Below are 17,222 nucleotides of genomic sequence, written 5' to 3' on the forward strand. Positions count from 1 at the left end.
TGAGGCGCCTTCATACGACGCGACACTCCAGTCGATGACACAAATCGACGAGAAGCTGGCAAGCAAGGGTTTTGCCGACCAAATCATGGTGCGTAGTCAAATCCTGTCTTTACTGTCACCACATTTCAACACGCGCGCAAAACACCGCGACCTCAAACGCCAACAGGACGTGAGGCGCATGGCGCCTGTCCTACGGCATGTCGCGGACAATCTTCGCAAAGGCGTGAAGGTATCCGAGCTCCATAAGCTGGCTGGCATGAGCAGATCGCACTTTGTTAGAAAATTTCAGGAAACATTTGACACCTCACCACAGGATTACGTTCGCAAGAAACGGATCGCCTTGGTGAAACGGGAATTGTTTTCATCCGAGTTGCCATTGTCGGTCCTTGCAGAAGACCTGGGCTTCAGCAGCCCATCCCACATGTCCCGTGAATTTAAACTCCACACCGGCTACGCCCCCAAGGATTTTCGAGAGCTGGACAAGATTTACGACTGAAGAATTCGAAAATAATGTATCCCGTTAGCGCCTATGGGTCCAGATAAGCTGATTGCTTTTGAATAGGCGCTGCTAAAGGTAGGTCGCGAGCATTTGTTTTGACACGAGGTTGCCGAAATGAGTGAGCCTGTCCATACCATGAAGCGGATCAAGGTCGAACTCCTCGAGCCGGGTGACATCGTGCTCACGGCCGATACAGGTGATCCTCCCCCTTTGAAGTGGTCCATCGTTATGTTTAGAAAGACGGAGGATTGCGTTCGCAATTAAAACAAAGAACCCGCCCGATCGTCTCCGATGGGCGGGGTGTTTGTTGGGCGCGGAGAACCGAGCAATGGACGTTAGAAACCTGCGTGGGAGATTTCTCAGCTAAGCTAAGTTTATTTCTTTTCGCTTGCAATTAATGGGCGGGTATCTACTGCATCGATGCGACTTCGGATGGGGGCAACTCGGTCACATATTTCTTGTGCAAGCGCTTCCAATTGTTTTCTGCGTTGCTTAAAACGTTTCGGAGCAACGGACGTTTTTTCCTGAAATACGTCACCAATGATACAAAGTTCCGGCGACGCTTCTCCAATATCCCCCAAGGTACTTTCAACATACCAATGTAATAGAACGCCATAAAGAACAGCTGGTTCGTTTTTGCTGTAAGTTATCAAAGGGAACGTTTTGGAAAAATAAGCTTTTGCGACTCCAATTTTAGGTAAAGCAAGAGCTGGGTTATTTCTGGAAAATATTGCACTCGGTTTTACTCTTATATCAAGACCTGAGATATTGAAGTCTTTAGGCAGGTTTTTTCCTAGCTTACTGTTCGCATTTTCGGGTAGCACCCAATCCATACTAGTCACGCATTCTATAGCATCATGAGCATTCAGCAGTCGGTTCTCTTGATGCTCAGAATTGTAATTTTGTTTTAGGTATGTAGCATCAAGCTGCGCCAAGCGATCGGAGTTCTTACAGCCTGAAGCTAGATAGTGCGAGCTCGCGATTTCAATCGCTCTGTATTTTGTATCAAGGATGTAATTTGGTGGAGTGAGTGCATTTTTTATAATCGTATGACGCCGTTGTGGAGAGGCAAAGGCGTATTCGATGAGTTTGCTGGCTGAAAAGTAAAAATTGGCCATGATAGTTCTTTCTGCACAAAGTGCTTTGGATAATGCCAAGGCCAACTCGACTTGAAATGCGACTCTGTGTAAAACCAACCTTGCTACAGTGTTGGGAAGTCAGACTTCTCATCCCACGAATGCCTTAACGGATTTTCGTGTTTAAAGCCGGGCTACTATTGTCAGTAGTTCGGCTTTTTAAATAAGGAACTTTCAATGAATTCCCGTTTTGTTCCAGTTTGTTAAAAAAACCGGGCAGTCCGCCCGGGCCTGACGCGTCATTATATCTCGCTCACCTCCATAAGAAAGACTCATTGAATCAATGGGTTAAAAATTGACGCTTCACCGTAACTCACCGATTGCGCGCACGAAGTTGCCTCACTATTCGGGGATTTGTTTCCGGATTGATTGCACGCAAAAGAAAACCCCCGGACCAAAAGGGCCGGGGGCAACGAAATATCCGAGAAGATGCCGGGATGGACTAGGGGAGATCGGCCCTTCGGTAGAGCGAGTGGAAGATAAGATCCGGGTCAGCGACTGGTTGAACTCCAGCCTCGGTCAACACTCTCTTGACCTTGCGATGATGTTCCTTCTTTTCCCGAGCCAGGCCGGACAACGACACATACTCGTTCTTGAAACGCGTGAGTTCGTCGTCGTGCACGATCGGCTGCATCCATTTGCCCCCATACCCGCCGCCGCAACGAGATCGCGTACGCGGCACCATCCGTGGAGGCCGGCAATAAGCCCTGCGATCACTGCGTCTGAAGTTGCGCAGCTGAACTGAAAGGCGCGCAGGGCAAGTTCGGCATCGGCCACGTCGTCCTCGTGAATGTGCTCCTCAGTCCGGATCACATAAACGTCGGCGAAGTCGGTTCCGACCTGCTCTTTGATCAGCTGCTGAATCTCTTCAATTCCGGAGCTGACGACCCGATTTTTCAGCTTCACGTCGATGGCAACGCGCAGCCCATTTTTGTCCACTCGAAGCGCATCAAACGTGTGCTTGCCAATGCGCCCATCGGGCCAAAGGAACTCCACCGCAAGAGGCTGCTCTTGGTATTCGGCTGTCTACCTCGGTCCAGGAGATCTTGGCTCGTTTCCAGTCTTTGATGTCGCGCGCCAGCTCCAACCCCCAACGCTTGGCCTCCCCATATCCTGGCTGCCTTAAGGGACATTGGAATGAACGGGAGTTTTGTTCTCAGGTCGTGAAACCAGAGATCCAGCATGTCCGCCTTAGAAGGATTGGTTCGTCGCAAGCAGACGATGCCACGCTCGATCTCCAAGGCAGCTCCATAGGGGACGTGAAGTGCGTGTTCTGGGATGTGAGTTAACCAAATACGCAGGCCTGCGTGCTGCTGGCATGAGTCCTTGGCAAACTCACTTATCATAGAAGTATCAAGAAGATAACGGGTGTTCTGTATGCTCATTCTGGGTTCCTGCGACTCGGCAGGGTCTGTTTTTCCGGATTAACCCGGACAAAAGGTTAACGGATCGATCTTATTGTGAATTTTTACAATTTTCATAGGTGAATTAGGTTTGAGCGCAATGAAACGAATACCGTCTCTTCGGCCTCATTGGAGTTTAAGTTGAATTCGGATTTTCAATACGCGCTATGCGCTCCCAATTCAGCCGTTTAACAATTTGAGAACGCATTCCGATAGCTGACATTCATTCCAGATGCAGAGAATTTTTGGCGGCGGCTAGCGGACGTTTGTCACTAATCGAACAGATGTCCACTTCTGGATTCTGACTGTTTAGGTGCAGTCGAGTTAGGCGTCTTTTCCCCGCCGCTTCGCCAGTTCGCGATAAAGCGCTTCCGGTGACACGCCGATTTCCGCGGCGATGTCCTTGATCTGTCTTTCCGGAAAGGCACCGGGATTGACCGACATCCAGAAATCGAAGCGGTCGGATACCTTTTTCAGGCTACGGACTTCCGTGTTCAATCGTGCCCGTTGAACGGAATGAGCAAGACTGGCTGCCCAGTTTTCCCCCCAGGTCCGGTTGGATGCCAGGCGGTCTTTGAACACGTTCGTTCCAAGCTGTGCAACTGTAGCTTCGCTGCGGGCAATCGCATCGCAGTGGTAGACCTTTGAATAGACAGAGGCCTCGGCGAGAACCGTGCTTTGACCGGCGCTGTGCAACACGATCTCGTTCCCCGAAGGGGTGACTCGGATCAGATCGATCTGGCCGTCCAGAACCAAAAACACGTTCAAGATGCTATCGCCCGTATGAAAGAGGCGCTCGCCTTTTCCATATGATCTCCGGACTGCATCCGAGAATACCTGTGAAAGCCAATCAGACATGATTGCTATCATATGTATGGGGATGCGCCCCGGGTAAACCCTGAAGACCGAAACAGGGAGAAGTGCTCATGAAACACCTTTTGACGCTGCCGATGGTTATGACACTGGTCATCGGCCCCAGCCTTGCTGAAACACCAGCACACAGTCACGCCGCTATGCACCAACATCAGACTTCAAACGCCTCAATACCCAAAGAGCTAGGTCAAAGCGCCTTTGCGACACTTCAGAAAATTGTAGCGCTCTTGATTTCCGACCCGGAGACAGATTGGGACAACGTTGATCTTGAAGCTTTGCGCATTCATCTGGCTGACATGGACAATGTCACGCTTCGTTCAGAAGTTGCAGTGGAACACATGGATGACGGCGCCCGGTTCAAGGTTACATCTAGGCAGGAGAATGTGCGTCAATCCATCAAGAACATGGTTTTGGCACACAGCCTCGAAATGTCGGGAACCTTCGGTTGGAACCTGAGCGCGGAAGAGGTCCCAGAAGGGGCCGTATTGACGGTAACCGGACCTGCCGCGGACGCGACCAGGATCCAGGGCCTTGGTTTTATCGGCGTCATGACGCTTGGCATGCATCACCAAAGCCATCACCTGGCACTTGCGCGGGGGCACAATCCGCACTGAAATTATGAAATCCGAGCGGCCGCTGGAATTCCACCCACGTCGTGACTAAATCAACTGAAGAGATTTCAGTACGGGACAATCTGAATGAATGAAAACCTGACGCTACATTGGGAACAGGTTTACTTAAACAAAAACGACTTTGAAATGAGCTGGCATCAAGAGGAACCAGAGACTTCTCTTGAAATGGCAAAAAAAGCAGGCCTCACGGTCACTTCAAAAGTAATAGACGTAGGCGGCGGAACATCGAGATTTGTCGATTCCCTTCTTTCAGAGGGTGTGATCGACATAACTGTCTTGGATCTTTCCAGATCTGCTCTCGACATGACTCGCCAAAGGCTTGGGGACCAAGGTGAAAAAGTCACCTGGGTCGCTTCCAATATCACCGATTGGGCACCCACAAGTCAGTATGACCTTTGGCATGATCGAGCGGTATTTCATTTTCTTGTCGATGAGAGTGACCGATCCGCCTATCTGCGCAATCTGTCGACCAGTCTTCGCTTTGGCGGGCATGCTATAATTGCGACGTTTGCACTTGATGGGCCCGAGAAATGCAGTGGTTTGCCGGTCGTTCGGTATAGTCCCGAAAGCCTTTCGGAAACACTCGGTTCAGGATTTGGATTGAGAGCGCAGCGACAGGTCCGGCATTTTACCCCGTGGGGGAGCCCGCAGTCCTTCCAATTCAGCTTCTTTGAAAAGTTACCGAACAAGACGACTGATTGTGCCACCGCTGAATGAACTGAAGTCTTTATGAGAACGTTTGCGCACCTGCACTAACGGGTCGGGATCAAACCAAAGCGAGCCGCGAGGGTTCGTATCCGGCGTCCCGGATTGCACTTACGATCTCATCATGGTTTTGCGGGCCTTCGATTTCGACCGTGCGTGTCTCAAGATCGCAGGAGATCGTGGCTGTTGGCTCTGTTGCTAGTACAACCTTCTCGATTGCCGCGACACAGTGGCCGCAGTTCATGTCCGGAACTTTGAATTTCATGAAATACCTCCTGCGGTAAACGCATGGTTTATGGAGGTTCTTGTTGGGGGAAGGTCAACCGGTAGAACTACTTATAAGAATATTTGAGATGTACTATTGACCTTCCAGCGGCTGGAAGCCCCATGTGAGGAGCACCGAATTACTTCGCATTGGACCTTCTATGTCCTCGAAATACAAACTGTCATTGTCCGTCCAGGGAATGTCCTGCGCGTCCTGCGTTGGGCGGGTGGAGCGTGGCCTTTCCGAAATTGAAGGCGCTACAGACGTTGCCGTGAACCTCGCGACAGAAACCGCACACCTGTCGGTAGAAAACGCCGAGCAGGCGGTAAGTGTGATCGCTAAGCTCGAAGAGTTGGGTTATCCAGCACGTACGCAGACAGTCACGCTGAACATTGGATTGATGTCTTGTGCATCCTGCATCGGCCGTGTGGACCGTGCTCTTAAAGCTGTACCCGGCGTTGTGGATGTGAATGTAAACCTTGCCTCCGAAACTGCGAGTGTCATCTATGCTGAGGGTGCCGTTTCACCCCAGGCACTGATGGAGGCCTCAGCCGCAGCCGGATATCCTGCAACGCTTGCTGAAGCCGGTGCAACGCGAGACCGCAGCGAGCGGAAGCAGCAAGAAGCGCAGGAGCTTTTTCAAAAGATGGCCGTCGCGGCGGCCTTTGCGCTTCCGGTTTTTATCATCGAAATGGGAAGCCACGTCGTTCCGGGCATGCATCATTGGATGGATGCGACAATTGGCCAGCAAGCAAGTTGGGTATTGCAATTCATCCTGACCACCATTGTCCTGGTCGGCCCAGGGCGAAGCTTCTACACCAAAGGCTTTCCGGGGCTGCTGAAGGGCGCACCGGATATGAACAGCCTGGTCGCGGTCGGTACGGGCGCGGCCTATATCTATTCTGTCGTTGCAACGTTCCTTCCAGCATTGATCCCGGACGAAGTTAGAGCGGTCTATTTCGAAGCAGCTGCTGTGATCGTGGTCTTGATCCTGCTTGGGCGGTTTCTTGAAGCCCGGGCAAAGGGGAGAACTGGCGCCGCAATTCAAAAACTTCTGGGTCTTCAGGCGAAGACGGCGAGAGTTTTGCGGGATGGTGAGCAAGTCGAGGTGTCCATCGAGGCCCTCGCAATCGGCGACACGATTGTTGTCCGTCCTGGCGAACGGATCGCCGTTGATGGCGATGTCACTGAAGGTTCATCGCATGTCGATGAAAGCATGATTACCGGAGAGCCGGTTCCGGTTGAAAAGACCGCTGGAACGCAGGTCACCGGAGGCACGGTCAATGGTTCCGGCAGCTTGCAATTCACGGCAACCCGTGTTGGAGCCGACACAACGCTTTCGCAGATCATCCGGATGGTGGAGGAAGCGCAAGGTGCAAAACTACCGATCCAGGGACTGGTTGACAAGATAACCCTTTGGTTCGTCCCCGCCGTGATGCTGGTGGCAGCTCTCACAGTTGTCGCGTGGCTGATTTTTGGCCCAGATCCTGCCCTGACCTTCGCGCTAGTTGCCGGCGTATCAGTGCTGATCATTGCCTGTCCGTGTGCGATGGGGCTGGCAACCCCCACATCGATCATGGTCGGGACTGGGCGGGCCGCGGAAATGGGTGTGTTGTTCCGTAAAGGCGACGCGCTTCAGCAGTTGGCGGAAGTCAGTGTTGTCGCGCTCGATAAGACCGGGACAGTTACTCAAGGCCGACCGGAATTGACCGATATGGTGCTCGCAGATGGTTTTGACCGCCAGACCGTACTGGAAATGGTTGCCGCCGTTGAAAGCCGGTCGGAACACCCCGTGGCAGAAGCAATTGTGCGCGCAGCTTCCCTGCAAGGGGGAGGACGCCTGGACGTGGAGGACTTTGCGTCAATCACCGGGCATGGTGTCAGCGGTTTGGTGTCGGGAAAGAGAGTTCTCGTCGGAGCCGATCGACTGATGCTCAAGGAAAACATTGCGATAGACGACCTGAGAGATCGGGAAGCGGATTTTGCGAGACGAGGCCGGACAGCGCTCTTTGCCGCAATTGATGGACAGGTTGCAGCGGTGATCGGGGTCTCTGATCCGGTCAAGCCTTCGAGCAGGGATGCTATTGCCGCTCTTCATGCACAAGGCCTACAGGTAGCGATGATCACCGGTGACAAACGTGAGACCGCGGAGGTAATTGCCGCGGAAACCGGAATTGATACCATAGTCGCCGAAGTGCTGCCGGATGGCAAGGTCGCTGCATTGAATACCCTTCGCGGATCAGAAAAGAAAATCGCCTTTGTGGGCGATGGTATCAATGACGCGCCCGCGTTGGCCCATGCGGATGTCGGGATAGCAATCGGAACCGGAACTGATGTTGCGATTGAATCTGCGGATGTTGTCCTGATGTCGGGCGACTTGCGCGGCGTGGTCAACGCCCACGAGGTATCAAAGCGCACGATGCGCAATATCAGGGAAAACCTCTTTTGGGCATTCGCATACAACACGGCGCTCATACCGGTGGCAGCAGGCGTGCTTTATCCCGCGCTCGGGGTGCTTCTTTCCCCGGTTTTGGCGGCTGGTGCGATGGCGCTCTCTTCGGTATTCGTTTTGACAAACGCACTGCGGTTGAGAAGCATCAAGCCGTCCATGGATGAAAAGGAAGTTTTGGAGAGACCGGCACAGGCGCAGATCCCGGCGGCGGCAGAATAGTGGAGGCAACCATGAATATAGGAGATGTATCCCGCAGGTCTGGCTTACCCGCGAAGACGATCCGTTATTATGAAGATATTGGCCTTGTCACCCCGCCGCGCAGCGAAAACGGCTACCGGGCTTTTCGCGAGATAGAAGTGCACAAACTCGCGTTCCTAGGCAGAGCCCGCGAGCTCGGGTTCACTATAGAAGACTGCCGAACGCTCCTGGCACTTTACGAAGACGATGGCCGGGAGAGTGCACAGGTCAAACGCGTGGCGGAAGACCATCTGCACAAGATCGATGAAAAAATCGCGCAATTACAGTCCATGCGTGGAACCCTCGCGCATCTGATCGATGAATGTGCCGGAGATCACCGCCCGGATTGCCCCATTCTTGAAGACCTTGCGGGGGAGCAAACCTGATGCAAAGGAATCTTCTGCTTTTGCTGTGTGTGGCGCTAATCGCTGGTGGAGGCTATCTACTGTTTGGAAAACAGTCCAGTGAACTTTCGGGTGCGCAGCGGCAGGCGATGGTTGAGGTCGTCGTCCCACCCCTCGACGGAACCACAAAACTCGGTGAGCGGGCATACAACGATAATTGTGCCAGTTGCCATGGCGTGAACGCTGCTGGACAGCAAGGTGTTGCTCCTCCGCTCGTACACAAAATCTATGAACCGGGCCATCATGCCGACGGATCGTTTTTTCTCGCCGTCAAGCAGGGTGTTCGTGCGCATCACTGGCAATTCGGGAACATGCCCCCGGTCGAAGGCTTGACCCAGCAGGAAGTTGAGCGGATTGTTGCATATGTCCGTCTTGTTCAAAGAGCGAACGGAATTCAGTGAAGGTCCAATGAAGAGCGCCCTGCCAACATTCCTGAGACGATTTTTGATGTCAGTTGCAGTTCTGATGTTTTTGGTCGGTGGGGCCACGTTCAATCATACGGTGGCAGGGCATGACCATGCAGGTCACGAGCATGCGGATACTTTAGATCATCATCATGCAGACACCGATGACGGTGAATTCGGGTCAGCTGATGTGCAGACAGTTCATTGCGGAGCCAACCTGCTTGCTTTGACATGTGAATTTGAACCGATTTCGCCCACGTCCCCCGGCGACGTTGAAATCATTGAGGCGGGGTGGGTTCTGTTAAAATCCAGCGCCGTCGAACCTCCGCCCCCACGACACCTTTCCTAGTCCCAGCGCAAAACGGTGGTTCAAGCCGCCATGTATTCTGGTTACAGGAAAGAGAATCCAATGAAACTATCCGTATTATTTCTTTCGGGAGCGCTTGTTGTTTCAGGCGTTGCTGCTGCTGTGGCGCATGGTGGCGCCACTGGAATTGTCAAAGAACGCATGGATGCCATGGGTGCCATGGGCAAAGTCATGAAGTCACTCTCCGCAATGATGCGCGGTGAAACCGAGTATGACGCTGAGGCCGTTCGAAAGGGTGCTGAAGTCCTTCAAAGCCATTCCGGCGAAGCGCTGACGAAGCAGTTTCCTGAAGGCAGCATTGAAGGTCCTTCAGAAGCCAAGCCCGAGATTTGGTCCAACTGGGAAGAGTTTTCCGGCATTTCCGGGCAACTGAAACTGTTCGCAACCGCTCTGGGAGAAGCCGCAGACAACGGACTTTCCACACCGGGCGCCAGGGGCGGCATGATGGGCCAAGGTGGCTTGATGGGCCAGGGCGGCATGATGGGCCAGGGTGGCATGATGGGCGACCCGTCGCACATGCAGAACCCTGAGCTGCTTGCCCAAATGCCGGTACAAGGGCTCTTTAACATGACAGCACAGACGTGCTCGGCGTGTCACACAAAGTTCCGTATCGAGAAAAAGTAGACCCGTGCGGATCTGGCTTGTTGGTGCGTTCTCCGCTCTTGCGATAGCAGGAGCGGGGTTCGCCGGGCTGCACTATTGGCCCATAGGAAAACCGGTTGAACTCGAGACTACGCAGGGCGATCCGCAACGCGGCGCCTATCTCGCACGCATGTCGGGGTGTATCGCGTGTCATACGGATTTTGAAGGTGGAGGAAAGCCGCTTGCGGGTGGCTTGAAACTACCGACTGACTTTGGCACGTTTTATTCCCCCAACCTGACCACTGACCTTGAGAACGGTATCGGGGCCTGGACTTTAGAGGACTTTGCCAAGGCTATCCGGCAAGGTGTGTCTCCGAACGGTGATCCTTACTACCCGTCTTTTCCATATCCGTTTTACGCGAAGTTCTCTGATCAGGACGTTGTCGATTTATGGGCGGCATTTCAAACCGTTCCTCCGGTTGCGGAAGCCTCGAAGGCCCATGAAATGGTCCCGCCATTCAATGTCCGGTCTGGTCTGAAAGTATGGCGTGGCGCATTTCTCGGCACCGAACCCTTTCGGCCCGATCCCAGCAGGAACGAAACGTGGAACCGGGGCAAGTTCATCGTAGAAGGGCCTGCTCATTGCGGAGCATGTCACACGCCCAGAAACCTCCTTGGCGCCCGGCAGGCTGAGCTCTATTTGCATGGGGCAGACAAGTTGCCAGACGGCGGCAAATCGCCGCCGATTACCGCTTCATCTTTAAGGGAGGGCGGCTGGACGGTAGGCTCATTGTCCTATGCCTTGCAGACGGGAGTGATGCCGGATGGCGATGTGTTTGGTGGCTCAATGGGAGAAGTCGTGAGGGATGGTACGGCGTTTTTGTCTGAAGAGGACAGGAAAGCCATCGCGACTTACCTACTGGAGAGAGATGAATAACGCCATGATCAGTAGACGAAATCTTTTGATCTCCGCTGGGGTTGCAACGGCGGCTTATGCGGGACGGCCCTTTTTCAACGCAGCGTATGCGGACGATGGTTTTCTCGAAATCACCGCAGGGCCAACTGCAACGAAACTGTACCGCCCGGAAGCTGAAGCCTCCGATCTTTGGCTCTATAATGAAAGTACACCCGGGCCGGAAATCAGAGTGAAGGTCGGAGAACGGGTCAAAGTTCGCCTTAAAAACAATCTGGAAGAGCCGACATCCATTCACTGGCATGGCATCCGGATTGCCAACACGATGGACGGTGTGTCTGGTCTCACCCAGGAACCGGTCCAACCCGGCGGGACATTTGAATACGACTTTGTCGTGCCGGATGCTGGCACCTGTTGGTATCACGCACACAACAAGAGCTGGAAACAGGTCGCACGCGGGCTCTATGGTTCGCTTATTGTCGACGAAGCCACGCCAGCCTTCGATCCGGACCATGATTTGACACTCGTCATCGATGATTGGCGGCTTCGCAATGATGGAAGCCTCGACGTTGAAAGCCTTGGACATCTCATGGACTGGAGCCATGGTGGTCGGTTCGGCAATTTTCTGACGGTCAACGGCAAGAGCCGTCCAGAAATCTCATTGGTTGACGGGCAAACCTATCGATTGCGACTGATCAACGCCGCGAACGCCCGGATCTTTGATATCGACCCAAACAGGTTTGATGCAAAGATCCTGGCGTATGATGGACAACCGCTTTTGGAGCCGGAAACGCCCGCCTATTCGCCTATGCTGCTGGCTCCGGCTCAACGCATGGACCTGCTGGTTACTGCCAAGTCTGATTTTGCTCTGGAAGAACTATCAGGTGATACGCCGTATCCATTTATCTTTTTCAAGGTTCAGCAGCGCCAAACAGAAGAGAACGTTTACCGACCCTTGAAACCAAACCCGATCCCGGAACCGGATCTGGACAATGCCCGGTCATTTGTTCTCGACATGACCGGCGGTGCCATGGGGCGCATGGTCGAAACGGTCTACAATGGCAAAGTGCTTTCCGGTGAAGATTTTCCGAGAACCGGCCAACTTTGGGCATTCAACGGGGTTGCCAATCTTGCCGAGGACCCCTTTTTCTCCATCAATCGTGGTGAAAGCGTCATCCTGGAAGTGCTCAACAACACTTCCTTTGTGCACGCAATGCATGTCCATGGTCATCATTTCAGGGTAATCGAACGGGAAGGGGCGACAATTGATGATGGCCGTCCATGGCGAGACACTTTCGCAATTGGGCCAGATCAAAGCGTCAGGATCGCCTTTGTGGCAGATAATCCCGGTAAATGGCTGTTCCATTGCCATATGCTGGAACATGCTGCGGCTGGAATGAACACTTGGTTCGAAGTCGTTTAGATCACCCGTCTGTGTTCGGCAGGGAGTGGTACTGATGATGAATGTGGAGTAATGACGCAATATGCGCAGTTTTCTCGTCGCATTGCTGATCGTCATTTTTTCAGGGGTCCACACGGCCGCTGCGTTCAGTGCTGCGCAAATGGAGACAAGCGGCATTGAACATGCGACTGGTATTGACCACGGCCAGTTGGAAGCCGCAGATAATGCGCATTCTCATCATATGAAATGTTGTGAAAAGACCGGAGACACAAGTTCAGGCTCAAAGTTGTCTGGTTGCGGAGCGGACTGCGTGTCTTTTGTTATGAGCAACGTGGACATGTTGATCGCATCGCTCGACTCCCCGGAGCATAGTCAAACTTCTCTTCTCTTCGCAGTGCTTTCCTTGCCTCAGGACCACCCTCCCAAACGCGTTTGACGCTTCGAACCGGTGTTCGCTTATTCGAACTCCGGATGTGTCAAAGGTTTGGAAGGACGAATGGTGAAACCCGATATCAGCTGGTTATTTGGCTCGGCACCATTCGCCTTGAAAAATAGGCAAATGCCGAATGAGCATTCAGGAAAATACAACGCAAATCCCGGGAGCCGTGCCTCGTGTGAAGGCTAGGGCTGCCCGTGACAACCCAGTGAAAAAACAGTTCAGCGGACACTCCCTGTTAATGATGGCCTGCTGTGCCGCAATGGTCACAGGAGCGGCGATTGTTTTTGCTACGGCTCCTGCTGGTCAGTCACTGGGAGAAACACTTCTACTGGCCGCACCCGTACTTGGTTGTCTCGGTATGCATGTCGTCATGCACCGGTTCATGGGCAAGTCATGCCACAGCACAGCAAACAAGGATCAAAAAGATGACTAGACTATCACTCTCTGCTGTCGCCCTGGCCGGGCTGGTCTTAATTTCCAGCGCGGCACTGGCCGACGAAGACAAAACCGTAACGGTATACAAAACACCGTGGTGCGGTTGCTGTCAGGTATGGACGGATGCTGTTGAAAAAGCCGGTTACCATGTGGTCGTGAAAGACATGGAAGATCTGACGGCTATCAAGAAGCAGGCAGGTGTACCGGCCGAAATGGAAGGTTGCCACACCGCTGTCATTGGTGACGATCGTAAATATGTTCTCGAAGGGCACGTTCCCCTGGAGGCAATCAACAAGATGATGTCTGAACGCCCTGACATTCGCGGTATTGCCGTTCCCGGTATGCCGCAAGGATCTCTTGGCATGGGCAACCATCCGTCAGCCAAATATACGGTTTATTCGTTAAACACGAAGCCGTCTGAGCCGCCGCAACCCTACATGACCGCAGGTGAATAGGTCTCCATGATCAGGCTATCAAGGAGAACCTTTCTTGCCGGCACGGCGAGCCTCGCCGGGCTCGCCGTCAGCGGCTGCGTCTCCAATACATCCACACCAGTGCCCCTGCCTCTGTCTCAGGATCCAGCTTACCTTTCCATGTATCGTGCGATGCCGGAGGAACGGTTTCCGCTTCCTGCGATCAATCTGAAAAAGGTGCCTGACCGGTTCTATCGGCAACAGGTCGATTATCCGACGAATGAGCGGGTCGGGACACTCGTAGTCGATACGAGCAACTTCTACCTTTATCTCGTTCAGGAGAATGGCAAGGCCATGCGCTACGGCGTGGGGTTGGGCCGTGCAGGCTTTGAATGGTCGGGCCGGGCCAAGATTGCCCGAACATCCGCCTGGCCGAAGTGGACACCGCCCGACGAGATGATCGAACGGGAGCCGGAACTCGAAAAATGGAGCTGGAGGAACGGGGGAATGCCGCCCGGACTTGAGAACCCGCTCGGGGCCCGCGCTCTTTACATTTTCCAAGGCAACAAAGACACGCTTTACCGGATCCATGGCACGGCCGAATACTGGACGATCGGAACAGCGGTTTCCAGCGGCTGTGTACGTCTCATGAACCAGGACATCATTGATCTGCATGGACGGGTTCCTGTCGGAACCCCGGTCGTGGTGCTGTGATGGGCAAAGCTTTTAAGCCTTGGTCCTGGTTTTTCGGGATTTTGTTGATGGTTGCCGCCGGACTTTACGCGGTCAGCGGTGCTGGTTCAGCGGACAGTCAGTTGCAGCCAGATGACGAAACCATGGTGCGCCAAGGAGGCGAGATATACGCGCAGAGTTGTGCGTCATGCCACGGAGCCGATTTGAAAGGCGAAGAGGACTGGCAATCGCCGAATGACGACGGCACGCTCAAGGCACCTCCTCACGATGAAACCGGTCACACCTGGCACCATGCCGACGACCTGCTGTTCCGGGTCACGAAATTCGGGACGGCGAAAGCGGTTGGACTTGATGACTTTCAGTCCAACATGCCCGTCTTCGACGAAACCCTGACCGACCGGGAGATCATCGCCGTTCTCTCCTGGATAAAGGCCCAATGGCCAGACGAAATCAGAGAACGGCACGACATGATGAACGAACGTGCAAGGAACACAAATCAATGAAACGCCTGCTTTTGAAACTCTGCATTCTGCTTCTCGCACCCTTGTCGGTGGGGACGCTTGCATTCGCAGACACCGTTGAAACGATGTCCGAGGAAAAAGTGAAGGAACTTGCCCTGGAAGCAATTCTGGAAAATCCGGAAATTATCGAGCTTGCAATCCAGCGCTTGCAGCAAATGCAGCGCGAGCGCGACCAGGCAGCTGTGGTTGCTACCTTAAGAGCGCAGCGCGCCAACCTGGAACAGGACTCTAATGCGCCAGTTATAGGCAATCCCGAGGGCGACATCACACTGGTTGAATTCTTCGACTACAACTGTCCTTACTGCAAACGCGCCAAGCCGCTGATTGAGGAACTGCTGAAAACCGATCCCAATATTCGCGTTGTGTTCCGCGAATGGCCCGTGCTGGGCGAGGGCTCTGTCTTTGCTGCCCGCGCTGCGTTGGCTGCACGAAACCAGGATAAATACGAAGAAATTCACTGGGCGCTGATGAGTTTCAGAGGCCGGGCCGAGGAAGAATCTGTTCTCGAGATCGCCAAGGAAGTTGGTCTGGATATCGAAAAACTCCGCGCCGATATGCAGGCAGAAGAAGTGAACAACCACATACTTCTTTCAATGCAGCTGGCGGAGGGCCTCAACATCACCGGCACCCCATCCTTCGTCATCGGCGATACAGTTTTGCCGGGTCTGCCAACACAGGCACAGCTGGCAGCGGCAGTCAGCGAGGCGCGGGAAGCGAAAGAGTAATACGTTGAGGACAGCGGGAAGGGCAAAAAAGTTCAAACAGCAGACTTTGAATGCTTAAAAAAAGGCCAGAAAGAAAAGATATAGGCCAGTGTTTAGGTGTTAGTAGAATAATCCAACGATAGCAAAATTGTGCCGTCATTTAACTTCGGCATTGTCAATGAAAGTGTCCGCTACAATTCTCAATTTCCATAAGGCACGTTATGCGAATCCGGGCAGGGGACTTCATTTTATGTAAATCTGGATGGGGAGAGTGATTTTGGCCGTAAGCTCCTTTGAGCAACGACTGCATTGCGCTCCCAATTCGGAGGTTCTCTGGATCTCAGCCCGATCTGAAAAGCAGCCATTCGTTGCACGACACGCGCAGGTCAATAGAGGGCGGGAAGCGGCCGTTCGCTGCACCTCGGACCAACGGAAGCTCTGCGGACAAAGCAACCAAAGGATCAATCGTTCTGAACGGCGACTTTCGGTCGCGTCAGAACTGCGGCAATAAGTGCGCCCGAGACGAAAGCGAATAAGAAAAAATAAGGCGAGTATGGCTGCATTAACCAGCCATACACCGCAACAAGACCCATTCCCACGAATGCGAGCAGGCCAAGAACACCTAGTGCAATTGAGGGCACTTTGAGAGGTCTCAGTTGCCAGTTTCTACGCTTCCATCTCCAAGCAGGACGCACAATAAACGACCAGGCCAATGCCCACCAGAGTACTGACAGAGCAGAGCGAATGGGTGACCTCAAAACGCCTATTCCCTCAAAAGCGAACCTTTCAAGGATTGTTGCTGGACGTTCAGTGAAACCATATTCAATTTCCATGTATTCTGGATATGCATCTCGAGGTGGCCTGCCTTCTTCCTCGATTATTCTGCTGCGCGCCCACTGTTTGTAATCAGGTTCAAGCAAGACTCCCCGCAACTCGTCGTAAACGCGGCAAGTAGGCAAACCGCTTAACCCAGCGCAACGAATAGATAGCGCCTCGGACTGGGGTGTAGAAGCGAGCAGGTACCCTTCGCTGTCAAAGACAACTACTCGCGAGGGATCAGCAAAGAATATGCCGTCCCCGTACAAAACGGCAAACTCGACAAATCCAAAATCTGGATGTTCGACCCTCTCGCTTTGGCCGAAGTATGGTGAATGCGCTTGGACGGGTGCCGATAGCCCAAAACAAAAAAAGAGCAATGCGACAACGGCCCTGCAATTTGACACCATAAACAAACCCTAGCTTAAAACTTATGTGTCCATCGTTAGCAGACATTGGTGCTGAGCACGGTTTTGGTCAAGAAGGGCTCGAGGCGGTCGTTCGCTGCATTGACGACCAAAGTCGGCTGTGGGCCGTAAGTAGCCGAGCGGGCAATCCAATTGTATGTCCACTTCCGCCATTTGTTGGCTCCTTAGCAGACATTCCCTTTCCGGCCCCGAATCCGACAATTCCAACCGATGATAAAGAAAACCCGCCCGATCGTCTCCCATGGGCGGGTTTTTGTGTTTCGGGGCCGTTTGCGCAGCTTATTGGCCTAAAATGGCCATCCTATGCGACTCGGGACAGCCAGATATCACCGCACTTAGCTACACCCAGACGTTCCGCCGCAGGTGTCGCATTTCAAGCAGGTGCCGTTGCGGACCATCGTGAAGTTGCCGCATTCAGAGCAGCTTTCGCCTTCATAGCCTTTCATGCGGGCCTGGGCGATCTGTTGGGCTGCAGTTTTCACCTGAGGGGCTGCCGTTG

General features: G+C 53.3%; 21 protein-coding genes. 16 read left to right on the forward strand and 5 right to left on the reverse strand.

Annotated features, from left to right (window positions below; genetic code table 11):
* Nucleotides 1–496: AraC family transcriptional regulator (locus ABJN75_RS11415; RefSeq protein WP_348439718.1), on the forward strand; the 496-nt coding region annotated here is incomplete at its 5' end.
* Between the two features lie 377 nt (nt 497–873).
* Here the strand turns inward: ABJN75_RS11415 and ABJN75_RS11420 are convergent.
* The 3 genes from ABJN75_RS11420 to ABJN75_RS11430 form a co-directional block, all read right to left on the reverse strand.
* A complete protein-coding gene (locus tag ABJN75_RS11420; RefSeq protein ID WP_348439719.1) occupies nt 874–1,617 on the reverse strand; it encodes a hypothetical protein in 744 nt (247 codons plus the stop codon).
* A gap of 537 nt (nt 1,618–2,154) precedes the next feature.
* Nucleotides 2,155–2,631 carry a hypothetical protein gene (locus ABJN75_RS11425; RefSeq protein WP_348439720.1) on the reverse strand — a complete coding sequence of 159 codons (477 nt, stop codon included), beginning with the start codon at nt 2,629–2,631 and terminating at the stop codon, nt 2,155–2,157.
* A 731-nt stretch (nt 2,632–3,362) separates the two neighbouring features.
* The gene (locus ABJN75_RS11430) at nt 3,363–3,896 is read right to left on the reverse strand and encodes a Crp/Fnr family transcriptional regulator (RefSeq protein WP_348439721.1); all 534 of its coding nucleotides are present in this window, start codon (nt 3,894–3,896) and stop codon (nt 3,363–3,365) included.
* Between the two features lie 68 nt (nt 3,897–3,964).
* Between ABJN75_RS11430 and ABJN75_RS11435 the strand changes: the two genes are divergently transcribed.
* Both ABJN75_RS11435 and ABJN75_RS11440 read left to right on the forward strand, forming a co-directional pair.
* Nucleotides 3,965–4,525 carry a hypothetical protein gene (locus ABJN75_RS11435; protein WP_348439722.1) on the forward strand — a complete coding sequence of 187 codons (561 nt, stop codon included), beginning with the start codon at nt 3,965–3,967 and terminating at the stop codon, nt 4,523–4,525.
* Between the two features lie 84 nt (nt 4,526–4,609).
* Entirely contained in the window at nt 4,610–5,260 is a 651-nt protein-coding gene (locus tag ABJN75_RS11440; RefSeq protein WP_348439723.1) for a class I SAM-dependent methyltransferase, read from the forward strand.
* Nucleotides 5,261–5,309: 49 nt separating this feature from the next.
* Here the strand turns inward: ABJN75_RS11440 and ABJN75_RS11445 are convergent, their stop codons facing one another.
* Nucleotides 5,310–5,513 carry a heavy-metal-associated domain-containing protein gene (locus ABJN75_RS11445; protein ID WP_348439724.1) on the reverse strand — a complete coding sequence of 68 codons (204 nt, stop codon included), beginning with the start codon at nt 5,511–5,513 and terminating at the stop codon, nt 5,310–5,312.
* 160 nt (nt 5,514–5,673) lie between these two features.
* On the opposite strand from ABJN75_RS11445, the gene ABJN75_RS11450 reads away from it, so the two are divergent.
* The 13 genes from ABJN75_RS11450 (at nt 5,674) to ABJN75_RS11510 (ending at nt 15,500) form a co-directional block, all read left to right on the forward strand.
* A complete protein-coding gene (locus tag ABJN75_RS11450) occupies nt 5,674–8,184 on the forward strand; it encodes a heavy metal translocating P-type ATPase (protein WP_348439725.1) in 2,511 nt (836 codons plus the stop codon).
* A gap of 11 nt (nt 8,185–8,195) precedes the next feature.
* Nucleotides 8,196–8,588, forward strand: coding sequence for a Cu(I)-responsive transcriptional regulator (gene cueR, locus ABJN75_RS11455; protein ID WP_348432695.1), 393 nt, complete (start codon nt 8,196–8,198; stop codon nt 8,586–8,588).
* A 107-nt stretch (nt 8,589–8,695) separates the two neighbouring features.
* Nucleotides 8,696–9,007 carry a cytochrome c gene (locus ABJN75_RS11460; protein WP_348439736.1) on the forward strand — a complete coding sequence of 104 codons (312 nt, stop codon included), beginning with the start codon at nt 8,696–8,698 and terminating at the stop codon, nt 9,005–9,007.
* Between the two features lie 7 nt (nt 9,008–9,014).
* Nucleotides 9,015–9,359, forward strand: coding sequence for a hypothetical protein (locus ABJN75_RS11465; protein ID WP_348432692.1), 345 nt, complete (start codon nt 9,015–9,017; stop codon nt 9,357–9,359).
* A 30-nt stretch (nt 9,360–9,389) separates the two neighbouring features.
* A complete protein-coding gene (locus tag ABJN75_RS11470) occupies nt 9,390–10,001 on the forward strand; it encodes a cytochrome c (protein ID WP_348439726.1) in 612 nt (203 codons plus the stop codon).
* A gap of 4 nt (nt 10,002–10,005) precedes the next feature.
* Nucleotides 10,006–10,896 carry a cytochrome c gene (locus ABJN75_RS11475; RefSeq protein ID WP_348439727.1) on the forward strand — a complete coding sequence of 297 codons (891 nt, stop codon included), beginning with the start codon at nt 10,006–10,008 and terminating at the stop codon, nt 10,894–10,896.
* A complete protein-coding gene (locus ABJN75_RS11480) occupies nt 10,889–12,295 on the forward strand; it encodes a multicopper oxidase family protein (RefSeq protein WP_348439728.1) in 1,407 nt (468 codons plus the stop codon). Before ABJN75_RS11475 ends, ABJN75_RS11480 begins: the two co-directional genes overlap by 8 nt.
* A gap of 61 nt (nt 12,296–12,356) precedes the next feature.
* A complete protein-coding gene (locus ABJN75_RS11485; protein ID WP_348439729.1) occupies nt 12,357–12,710 on the forward strand; it encodes a hypothetical protein in 354 nt (117 codons plus the stop codon).
* A gap of 130 nt (nt 12,711–12,840) precedes the next feature.
* Nucleotides 12,841–13,146, forward strand: a complete 306-nt coding sequence (locus ABJN75_RS11490; RefSeq protein WP_348439730.1) for a hypothetical protein — start codon at nt 12,841–12,843, stop codon at nt 13,144–13,146.
* Nucleotides 13,139–13,603: a DUF411 domain-containing protein gene (locus ABJN75_RS11495; protein WP_348439731.1), complete on the forward strand. Its 465-nt coding sequence runs from the start codon at nt 13,139–13,141 to the stop codon at nt 13,601–13,603. The genes ABJN75_RS11490 and ABJN75_RS11495 overlap by 8 nt, the downstream gene beginning before the upstream one ends.
* 6 nt (nt 13,604–13,609) lie before the next feature.
* Nucleotides 13,610–14,275 carry a L,D-transpeptidase gene (locus ABJN75_RS11500; protein WP_348439732.1) on the forward strand — a complete coding sequence of 222 codons (666 nt, stop codon included), beginning with the start codon at nt 13,610–13,612 and terminating at the stop codon, nt 14,273–14,275.
* Nucleotides 14,275–14,757: a cytochrome c gene (locus tag ABJN75_RS11505; RefSeq protein WP_348439733.1), complete on the forward strand. Its 483-nt coding sequence runs from the start codon at nt 14,275–14,277 to the stop codon at nt 14,755–14,757. The genes ABJN75_RS11500 and ABJN75_RS11505 overlap by 1 nt, the downstream gene beginning before the upstream one ends.
* A complete protein-coding gene (locus tag ABJN75_RS11510) occupies nt 14,754–15,500 on the forward strand; it encodes a DsbA family protein (protein WP_348439734.1) in 747 nt (248 codons plus the stop codon). The genes ABJN75_RS11505 and ABJN75_RS11510 overlap by 4 nt, the downstream gene beginning before the upstream one ends.
* A 440-nt stretch (nt 15,501–15,940) precedes the next feature.
* Here the strand turns inward: ABJN75_RS11510 and ABJN75_RS11515 are convergent, their stop codons facing one another.
* Nucleotides 15,941–16,399, reverse strand: a complete 459-nt coding sequence (locus ABJN75_RS11515) for a hypothetical protein (protein WP_348439735.1) — start codon at nt 16,397–16,399, stop codon at nt 15,941–15,943.
* Between the last annotated feature and the right edge of the window lie 823 nt (nt 16,400–17,222).

It is taken from the genome of Hoeflea sp., from assembly GCF_039975035.1.
In the GTDB taxonomy this organism is placed as follows: Bacteria; Pseudomonadota; Alphaproteobacteria; order Rhizobiales; family Rhizobiaceae; genus Hoeflea.